Genomic DNA, 8,313 nt, shown 5'->3' with positions numbered 1-8,313 from the left:
CGCGTTGATTTTCTGATTGGTGATCGGCTCGTAGTACAGATCGACGGCAAGCAGCACGAAAAGGCGCAGCGTGTATCTGACCGCGCGCACGACGCCGAGCTTATGAAGCGCGGCTATTTCGTGATTCGGGTCGGGTATGCCGAGGTCGTGTACGACTGGAGCACAGTAGAGACGGTAATCTTGGACGCCGTGGCACGCAAACTACACCTTGCGCGCTAACCTCGAAGCAACGCTTCGGGCATCGATCCAGCGTCGAGCATCAGTTATCTCAGATTCTTGATGCTTGACGCGCGATTGATAATTTCGCTTGGTCAAGGAGGTGCTATACCTAGCGAAGAAACAACAAATGCCTCGCTCCGAAGAACGAGGCAGATGTTGAAGTAAAAACTTAGACCATCTTGGTGACCTGGTCGAAGCCGAGCTCGACCGGGGTTTCGCGCTCGAACAGCGACACCAGCACGGTGAGCTTGCCCGATGCGGCGTTGATCTCGCTGATCGTGCCGGGCAGGCCTTCGAAAGAGCCCGACTTGATGGTGATCGTCTCGCCGACCTCGAAGTCGATCTCAATGTTGCCCTGAGCAGCGGCCGTAACTGCTGCCTTGCCCTTGCCCTCGCCTGCGACCTGCTCAAGCTCGACGGTGCTCTTGAGCATCTCGAACGCCTCGTTGATGCGCAGCGGCACCGGGTTGTGAGCGTTGCCCACGAAGCCGGTCACACCGGGGGTGTGACGCACAACCGACCAGGTGGTCTCGTTGAGGTTCATGCGCACCAGAACGTAGCCGGGAATACGCACGCGGGTGACCATCTTGCGCTGGCCGTTCTTGACCTCCATGACATCTTCCATGGGAACCTGAATCTCATAGATGTCATCAACGGCGCCCATGACCTCGCGACGGTTCCACAGGTTCGAGCGAACTTTGCGCTCGTAGCCGGCGTAGGTGTGAATCACAAACCACTTGCCCGGGCGGCGACGCAGGTCCTTCTTGAACGCCTTGTACGGGTCAACCGCCTCAGCCTCTTCTTCGGACTCTTCGTCGACGATTGCGTTAGCGGCCGCGGCTGCCTCTTCTTCGCTGTCGATCACGAGAGCGTCTTCGACGGCCTCGTCGGCTACCGGGTCAGTCGACTGCACCAGCGCGTCAAGGGCCGCGTCGAGGTTGGCCTCTGGGTTGTTGCTGTTCTCGCTGGTCATGGTGCTTTCCTTAGCTCGAGTGAAGACGGACGCGCTGTGCTAGCTAGGAGCCGTTTCCGAAAGTAAATATTGTAACGAAGCCGAAGAGCTGATCGAGGCCCCAAACGAGTGCCATCATGATCACCACGAAGGCGATTACCACGAGCGTGTAGTTGATGAGCTCTTTGCGGGTCGGGGTGACGACCTTCTTCAGCTCTGCAATGACCTGCTGAATGAACAGCGCAATACGACTAAACAGATTGCGCTTTGCAGCACGATCGGAATTGGCGTGATCGACGGGGCCGCTGCCTTCCTCGATTTCAGTGCTGCTCACTCGGGTGTCCTTTCATCTGCCCCACCGGGCACGTCGGACGCCCGGCGGGATCTGGCAGGGCGGACAGGACTCGAACCTGCAACCTGCGGTTTTGGAGACCGCTGCTCTACCAATTGAGCCACCGCCCTTCGGAAATTGACGCATTTCTAAACCGAACAGGCATAGAAAAGTTTGGTAGACGTCAACTACCGAGGTTTACGATACGCGAATCTCGGGCCATTGTCGAACTGGGGGCACCTGAGTCGGTGTGTCCGCGCGTGTCGAGCCCGTGTGCGCGGGCGTAGCGAGCCTTCTACGCCCACGCACACGAGTTCTGATTTCGGTCAGCCTCGTCGCGTTCGACGACGGAGCAGGGCTGCGCCGCTCGCGGCCAGGAGTGACGCTATCACCGCGAGCGTCCACACCCCCGTGGCACCCGTCTCAGCCAGTTCACCTGAGCCTGCCGACGGTCCACCTGCTGCGCTCGACACGTCTGCCGTGCCACTGCCACCATCGTCACCCTTCGGGTTTTCGGTTTCGTCGGTCGCGCCGCCCGAACCACCATCTGCGGTGCTATCATCGCCGCCGCTGTTGGCTTCACCGCCACCCGGCGTCTCGGTTGCCAGTGCTTCAGAGAAGGCTCGGGCGGCGGCGGCGAGGCCACTCTCGGCAGCATCAATAGCAGCCTGGGAGCGGTTCAACTCTCCCAGCAGCGCCAGCGCCTCACGGTGCGCAGAGACCATTGTTTGCGCTTCAGCGAGCGTACTGTCGCTTGCCTTGGCGACCAAGTCGGCGTGCGACTGCACCGCAGCTTGTAGCGCACTCCGATTTACGTCGACCGCGAAACCAGCCAGCCGCGCTGTCGCCTCGTTCAGCGTCTGTGCCGCCGCGTCGATGCTCTCCTGCGTCAAAGCGTCTGAGCTCGCAGCGGGGTTCACAGAGTCGCCCTGTACATGTTCCACGCCTATCGGTGCTGCGGCGATGAGTGCACGTACCTCTGCCACAGCGTCGGAGGCCCCTGCTACGTCTTCGATGAAGAGCGCGTAGTCAGCGGCAACCGCCGGGGTCAGTACGCCGAGCACCCTCTCCACCGTGTTCGCTTGCGTCACGGCCGCGGTAACCGCGGTCACGAGTACCGAGCGATCCAGCACAGACTCTTCGAACTCTTGGAGTGCGGTCGCGAGCCGCTCCGTCGCTGCATCGATGTCGTCCTGTGAGATGTTGAGCGCGCCGAGCATCTGCTTGGCGTCTGCAACTTGCGCTTGCAGCGCTTCGCTCGCGACTTCGGTACCAGCGAGTGCCGCCTCGGCTTCTTCAACAAGGCGCTCCAGAACGGTGCGCTGAACCGGCGTGAAAAGTGAGTTCAGCGATTCCAGTTGCTGCTGCGCCCGCGCAACGGCACGGTCGAGCTGGCTTTGAGCCACATACTCTTGCGCAAACAGGCCGGTGAGCGAAGTTGCAAGTTTCTGAGCCTCAGCAAGGTCTGTGACGTGGACCTGAAAGTCCTGCGGCTGGGCCTGGTCTGGCTCTCCGAGCACACGACTGAGCCGCGCAATCACTGGGCTAGCAAGTTCTGTAACCGCATCAAGCGCGTCGCGTTGTATCTCCATCTGAGCTACAAACGTGAAGCTGCGTGACGGGCTTTTGTTTCCGTACGAATCGTAGGCGACGAGCGTAGCTTCGTAGCGTTGGCCTGCCGTGAGCTTCCGATCAATCGGCTGCCCAACCTTGTTATCTTTACGCACCTGCAACGGCACCTGCAGCGTCGCTTGTCGCGGCGCAAACACATAATCGGCCGAAATTCTGCCGTTGGTCGGCAACAAATTCACTGCCTCACCGGTTTCGACGTCGGTGATCTGCAGCGAGTAGTCCTTCACGTACTGGTCATCGACCGCCTGCGGCAGCACCAGCATCAGCCCGTTTTCAGTCGCATCCACTGATGGTTGTTCAGCTGTCCACTCGGGTGCGACACCATTGCGGTTCTGGGCGGTATAGCGAAACTTTGATTTCGTCTCTTGCGGTGTGTCGCCGCGTTCGATCACCCAGCTTGGTCCGGCGAGAGTTCCCGTAGAAGAGAACGGCGGATTCTGTTGAAAACTCCAGGCGCCCTCGGGTGTGTATGTACGTCCGTGATCGGCCGCATAGTTAATCCGGTCGATCTCGATTCGATCGTCGTACACCTCGACGAGCACCGACTGCGCGGTCGGAATAGTGTGTTCTTTCGCGAGACCGTTGCCAAACGTTTGAAACACGCTGTCGGTTTCTTCGTATGACATTGAGCCCTCGTTGACGGAGGTAAACGTGTCTTGGTGAATCGATCGTTCATCGGTGATGTTGAGGTGCGAGTGCCCCGAGAAGAACACGACCTGCGGAAAATCGTTGAGGTTCGATTTCAATCCCGCGTTTGACGCCTGAGCACCATCCCAGACGGTGTTAGGCAGCGGCTTATGACCAAACACGAAGATCGGCTGTCCCTGTGTGGCGGCATCTTCGGTGAGCTCGGTAAGGCGCTCGTACAGCCACGTCGCTTGGGCGCTCCCCCAGGATTCAGTGTTCACGATGAACGCTGGGAACCCACCAATTGTGGTCTCGTAGTAACCCTTTTCCGATGGAAACCACTCGCGCGGGTAATTCTCAAACATGCGGTTGACCCGGTCATCATGGTTACCAAACGTCATCAACACGTCGGTGCTGTCCATACCGGTACGTGCGAGGTTTGATTCAAACATCGCCCGCGGATACTTGTGATCGCTCGCCGTGTTGTAGTTGTTATCGTTGATCTGATCACCATTCGAAATGATCGCATCGGGGTTCGGCATGATGCTGGTCAGCGTGTCAAAGTACTGCTGCCACTTCTTATCGAGTGCGTCCGTGCTAGAAGACAGGTGAATATCGCTCATAACGGCGAACTGTGCCGCTGGTTCCTCAGCTGTTTTGATAATCAGTCCACGCATCACGGGCTCGCTTTGCGCAGTGCCCATGAACGCCACAGCGGTGAGGTTTACCGAGGCCTCGATCTGGATCGGCGCCTCGTAGAGCGCACTTGCCCGGGTGGGCTCGGTACCGTCGAGGGTGTACCGAATTTCGGTTCCCGCGGGCGCCGTTAGTGTGACGGTTTGGGCGTCCACATACCGACCGCTCTCGAGACTCACTTCGGGGGCGGCAAGGCCAATGTCGCTGGCCCAAGCTTTTACAGTTGTGTCGGCTATCGCCGCTTGCCCGCCGAACAAGATAATCCCGCCGAGCGCTAAAGCGGTAACTCTACGCTTTCGCGTCATGTCTGATGTAGTCCTCTCGAAGAAGTGGTGCCTCTGTGGCACCACTCAACGTTTTCAGCGTCAGGTGACCCACAACAGAGCAATACATTTCGCTGGTCTTAATCTTTTTCATGCGCGGTTCATACTCATTTGTCTGCGCGTCACAGTCTTTGGGGCGTCGGCCGCGCTGCTCCTGCCAGGGCTCTCGAGTAGACTCGTCACGTGACCCAAAACACTCGTCTCTCAAAGAAGATTGCAGCCATCGCTGAGTCCGCCACCCTTAAGGTCGACGGTAAGGCAAAGGCGCTTCAGGCCGAAGGCCGCCCGGTGATTAGCTACGCTGCGGGCGAGCCCGATTTCCCCACGCCCCCGCACATTGTGCAGGCGGCGCGCGAGGCCCTCGATAACCCCAACAACTTCCGCTACACCCCCGCGGTCGGCCTGCCCGTTCTGCGCGAGGCGATCGCCCGTAAGACGAAGCGTGACTCGGGTCTCGATATTGCGCCGAGCCAGGTCATCGTCACCAACGGCGGCAAGCACGCCGTCTACTCGGCGTTTCAGACGATCTTGAACCCCGGCGACGAGGTCATTCTTCCCTCGCCGTTCTGGACAAGCTACCCCGAAGAGATCCAGCTCGCCGACGGCGTCGCCGTAGAGGTCTTCGCCGGCGCTGACCAGGGCTACAAGGTGACGGTCGAGCAGCTCGAGGCCGCTCGCACCGACAAGACCAAGGCGCTGCTGTTCTGCTCGCCCTCAAACCCCACCGGTGCCGTCTACTCCCCCGAGGAGACCAAGGCGATCGGCGAGTGGGCGCTGAAGCACAACCTGTTCGTGGTGAGTGACGAGATCTACCAGAACCTCACTTACGACGGCGTGCGCGCGGTCTCGATCGTCGAGGCGGTGCCCGCCCTCGCCGAGAACACGATCCTCGTCAACGGCGTCGCCAAGACCTTCGCGATGACCGGCTGGCGCATCGGCTGGCTCGCGGGCCCCGCCGACCTCATTAAGGGTGCGGCGAACCTCCAGTCGCACATGACATCAAACATCAACAACGTCGCGCAGATCGCCGCGGCTGCCGCACTCGACGGTGACCAGGCACCGATCGAGGAGATGCGTCTCGCGTTCGACCGCCGCCGCAAGCTGATCGTCGAAGAACTCAACAAGGTGCCGGGCTTCCACTGCCCCACCCCCGAGGGCGCGTTCTACGCGTACGTCGATGTGACGGCCGCACTCGGCAAGGAGATCGCGGGCACGACGCCCACGAGCTCACTCGAGCTCGCCGATCTGATCCTCGAAAAGGCCGAGGTTGCCGCGGTACCCGGTGAGGCGTTTGGCCCCTCGGGCTACCTGCGCTTCAGCTACGCGCTCGGCGACGACGCGCTCGTCGAGGGCATTCGCCGCATTCAGGCACTGCTCGGCGCGTAAATCCGCGCACGCGAGTTCGTGTTCAGCCTCAGGCCGGTCGAGATCATTTTCGGCCGGCCTGTGCTGTGCACGGCCGCTTTCGATCCGGATCATGTTGCCGTGCCGCCGCGCGCCGCGCTCTCGCGCGCGTAGGATTCAGGCATGACAAACACCGTAGTTTCTGGACCCGAGGTTTCGGGGCGGGCGGGCGCCCGCGGCGCGCTCATGCTCGTGCTGAGCAGCGCGATCGGGGCGTGGTTGCTGTTCGTGGCGGGGGTCTACGTCGATTTGCAGGGCGCCGGGGAGCCCGCGCGGTACACGACTGAGCTCGGCCCCACGCCGCTGTCGTTTGCGCGGTTCGTGTTCTTCGCGGCGGTCGCTGTGTTGGGGTTGGGCTCGCTCGTGGCGCTGCGGCGTACATCGGCGATGCGGGCGGCCGCGACCAGCTCGCAGGTGCCACTCACCTCGCTTGCGCGGCCCGTGCAGTTGTTCGCGGCTACCTCCCTGATCGTCGCCACCGCCATCTCGGCGTTCACCTGCATAGGCCTGTTTTTTGGCGGGTTTATTGGCGGCGGCTCGCCCGCGACGCCACTCACGCAGACTGTCAACCTGTATCTGCCGATCGTGTTGCACACGGCGCTCGTGGTGACGCTCGTGCTCGCGGGGTTTGTGTTCACGCCGCGTGCCAACAGTCAACGTGCAGTCGATGTATCGCGCGTTGCCGCCGCCCCTGCCGCTACTCCTGACGAAGGCGACACGCAGCGCACCGCGGCACTCGGGTTTGCGGTGCCGGTGATCACGGCCTCAGCCGCGCTCATCGCGGGGCTCATCGTGGCAGACGTCACCGGCTCTGCCACGCAGGTGTGGCTGTGGGCCATAGTGCTCGCCGTGATCGGTGCTGGCATTGTCGCGGGCACACGGGCAGCGCAGCGTGCTATCGCGCAGCAACCCGATCCGCTGCGCCCGCGCGGCGCAGCCGTCGGTGCGAAGAACCTCAACTTTGTGTTGTCGATCGTGCTCGTGGCCGCGGCGAGCGTCATGTCACTGGGCTACGGCGCATCGGCCGTGGGGTCGCTACGCTCCTCACCGTGGGTATCGGGTGGCGTGTACGACGACGCTTCAGCTGACACCAACACCAGTATGGAGTGGTCGGCGAGCGGCAGCGACCTGCGCGCGGGCAGCACTCTCACCGTCACGCTGCTGCCGGTCGGCACCGACAGTGGCGGCACCGAGCTTGCCACCGGCACCGTAGACCGTGACGGCTGGGGCGACGCCTCGGGCCCGCTCGACCTGCAGGATGCGCCCGGCGACTACACGATTGAGATCACAGCGCTCGCGCGCGACGGCCGTGAGGTCACCTCGCGTGTGCCCTTCACAATTACCGAACGCGGCCTGCTCGAACAAGACGCGAGTGCAGACACGTACACTGACTTTGCCTCGGTGCTGACGCCCGTCACTGCGCGCTGGGTGTTTGCCGACCTCGTGCCGGCTGGGCTGCTGCTCGTCATCGCGGCGGCGGTCGTCGCACTCACGGTGACGCAGCGCGCCCGCGAGTACGACGCCTCTCAGCCTGGAGGCCGCTCGCCCGCGCAGCTCGTCTAGGCCGTCTGCATCACCTGGTCGAGCACCTCGTCGATCGCCTGGTCTGGGTGAAACAGCAACCAGTCGAGCGTGGCGCCCGCGAGCGCACCGAAGAACGCCGCGCCCGCCGTCACAGTGATGCGCTCCGCGTCGCGGGCGCTTACGCCTGCCGCGACGCGGGCGGCGCGCAGCACGTCGCGGTAGCGCACCGCGACCTGGCCGCGCGCGAGCTGCATCGAGTCAGCCCACGCGCGGTCGGTGCGAAACACCTCGGCGGCCATGAGTTTGGCCAGGTCGAGGTTTTCGCGCAGGGTTTCGAGTGTCGCACCGGCGACCGCGCGGGGGGCCGCGGCGGCGTCTGACACGGCCGAGGCCGCATCGATTGCCGCCGCAAGTCGCTCAAAGCCCGCCCGGATCACCTCTTCAAAAATCGCGTCTTTCGATTTGAAGTTGTAATACAGGGAGCCCTTCGCGACCCCCGCCGCCTCGGCGATCTGATCCATTGAGGCACCGCTAATGCCGTGCTGCGCGGCGACCCGCACCGCCGCCTCGGTGATCAGCTGCTTCGTGCTCACTCTTGCCATGTC

At 62.3% G+C, this 8,313-nt stretch carries 7 protein-coding genes and 1 tRNA gene; 3 read left to right on the top strand and 5 right to left on the bottom strand.

Annotation, left to right across the window (positions count from 1 at the left end):
* On the top strand, positions 1-219 hold a 219-nt coding region (locus ACXR2T_RS10695; protein WP_489945524.1), incomplete at its 5' end, for a DUF559 domain-containing protein.
* Between the two features lie 169 nt (positions 220-388).
* Here ACXR2T_RS10695 and nusG read toward each other — a convergent pair.
* The 4 genes from nusG to ACXR2T_RS10675 all read right to left on the bottom strand — a co-directional run bounded on the left by nusG (position 389) and on the right by ACXR2T_RS10675 (position 4,762).
* Positions 389-1,192, bottom strand: a complete 804-nt coding sequence (gene nusG, locus ACXR2T_RS10690) for a transcription termination/antitermination protein NusG (RefSeq protein WP_458814379.1) — start codon at positions 1,190-1,192, stop codon at positions 389-391.
* 43 nt (positions 1,193-1,235) lie between these two features.
* A complete protein-coding gene (secE, locus tag ACXR2T_RS10685) occupies positions 1,236-1,505 on the bottom strand; it encodes a preprotein translocase subunit SecE (protein ID WP_458814381.1) in 270 nt (89 codons plus the stop codon).
* Positions 1,506-1,557: 52 nt separating this feature from the next.
* Positions 1,558-1,633, bottom strand: a tRNA-Trp gene (locus ACXR2T_RS10680).
* Positions 1,634-1,828: 195 nt separating this feature from the next.
* Positions 1,829-4,762, bottom strand: a complete 2,934-nt coding sequence (locus ACXR2T_RS10675; RefSeq protein ID WP_458839016.1) for a chitobiase/beta-hexosaminidase C-terminal domain-containing protein — start codon at positions 4,760-4,762, stop codon at positions 1,829-1,831.
* A gap of 201 nt (positions 4,763-4,963) precedes the next feature.
* On the opposite strand from ACXR2T_RS10675, the gene ACXR2T_RS10670 reads away from it, so the two are divergent.
* Positions 4,964-6,166: a pyridoxal phosphate-dependent aminotransferase gene (locus tag ACXR2T_RS10670; protein WP_458839015.1), complete on the top strand. Its 1,203-nt coding sequence runs from the start codon at positions 4,964-4,966 to the stop codon at positions 6,164-6,166.
* A 141-nt stretch (positions 6,167-6,307) separates the two neighbouring features.
* A complete protein-coding gene (locus ACXR2T_RS10665; RefSeq protein ID WP_458839014.1) occupies positions 6,308-7,747 on the top strand; it encodes a hypothetical protein in 1,440 nt (479 codons plus the stop codon).
* Here ACXR2T_RS10665 and ACXR2T_RS10660 read toward each other — a convergent pair.
* The gene (locus ACXR2T_RS10660; protein WP_458839013.1) at positions 7,744-8,310 is read right to left on the bottom strand and encodes a TetR/AcrR family transcriptional regulator; all 567 of its coding nucleotides are present in this window, start codon (positions 8,308-8,310) and stop codon (positions 7,744-7,746) included. The two genes, ACXR2T_RS10665 and ACXR2T_RS10660, sit on opposite strands and share 4 nt — an antisense overlap.
* Between the last annotated feature and the right edge of the window lie 3 nt (positions 8,311-8,313).

This window comes from Leucobacter faecis (genome assembly GCF_054456635.2).
Note: the sequence above shows the minus strand (reverse complement) of the source record. Positions and strands in the feature narration are given on the sequence as shown.

What these genes read in the sequence shown, in the direction of transcription:
- nusG (WP_458814379.1), bottom strand. Translation starts at nt 1,192, where the DNA reads ATGACCAGCGAGAACAGCAACAACCCAGAGGCCAACCTCGACGCGGCC.
- ACXR2T_RS10675 (WP_458839016.1), bottom strand. Translation starts at nt 4,762, where the DNA reads ATGACGCGAAAGCGTAGAGTTACCGCTTTAGCGCTCGGCGGGATTATC.
- ACXR2T_RS10665 (WP_458839014.1), top strand. Translation starts at nt 6,308, where the DNA reads ATGACAAACACCGTAGTTTCTGGACCCGAGGTTTCGGGGCGGGCGGGC.
- ACXR2T_RS10660 (WP_458839013.1), bottom strand. Translation starts at nt 8,310, where the DNA reads ATGGCAAGAGTGAGCACGAAGCAGCTGATCACCGAGGCGGCGGTGCGG.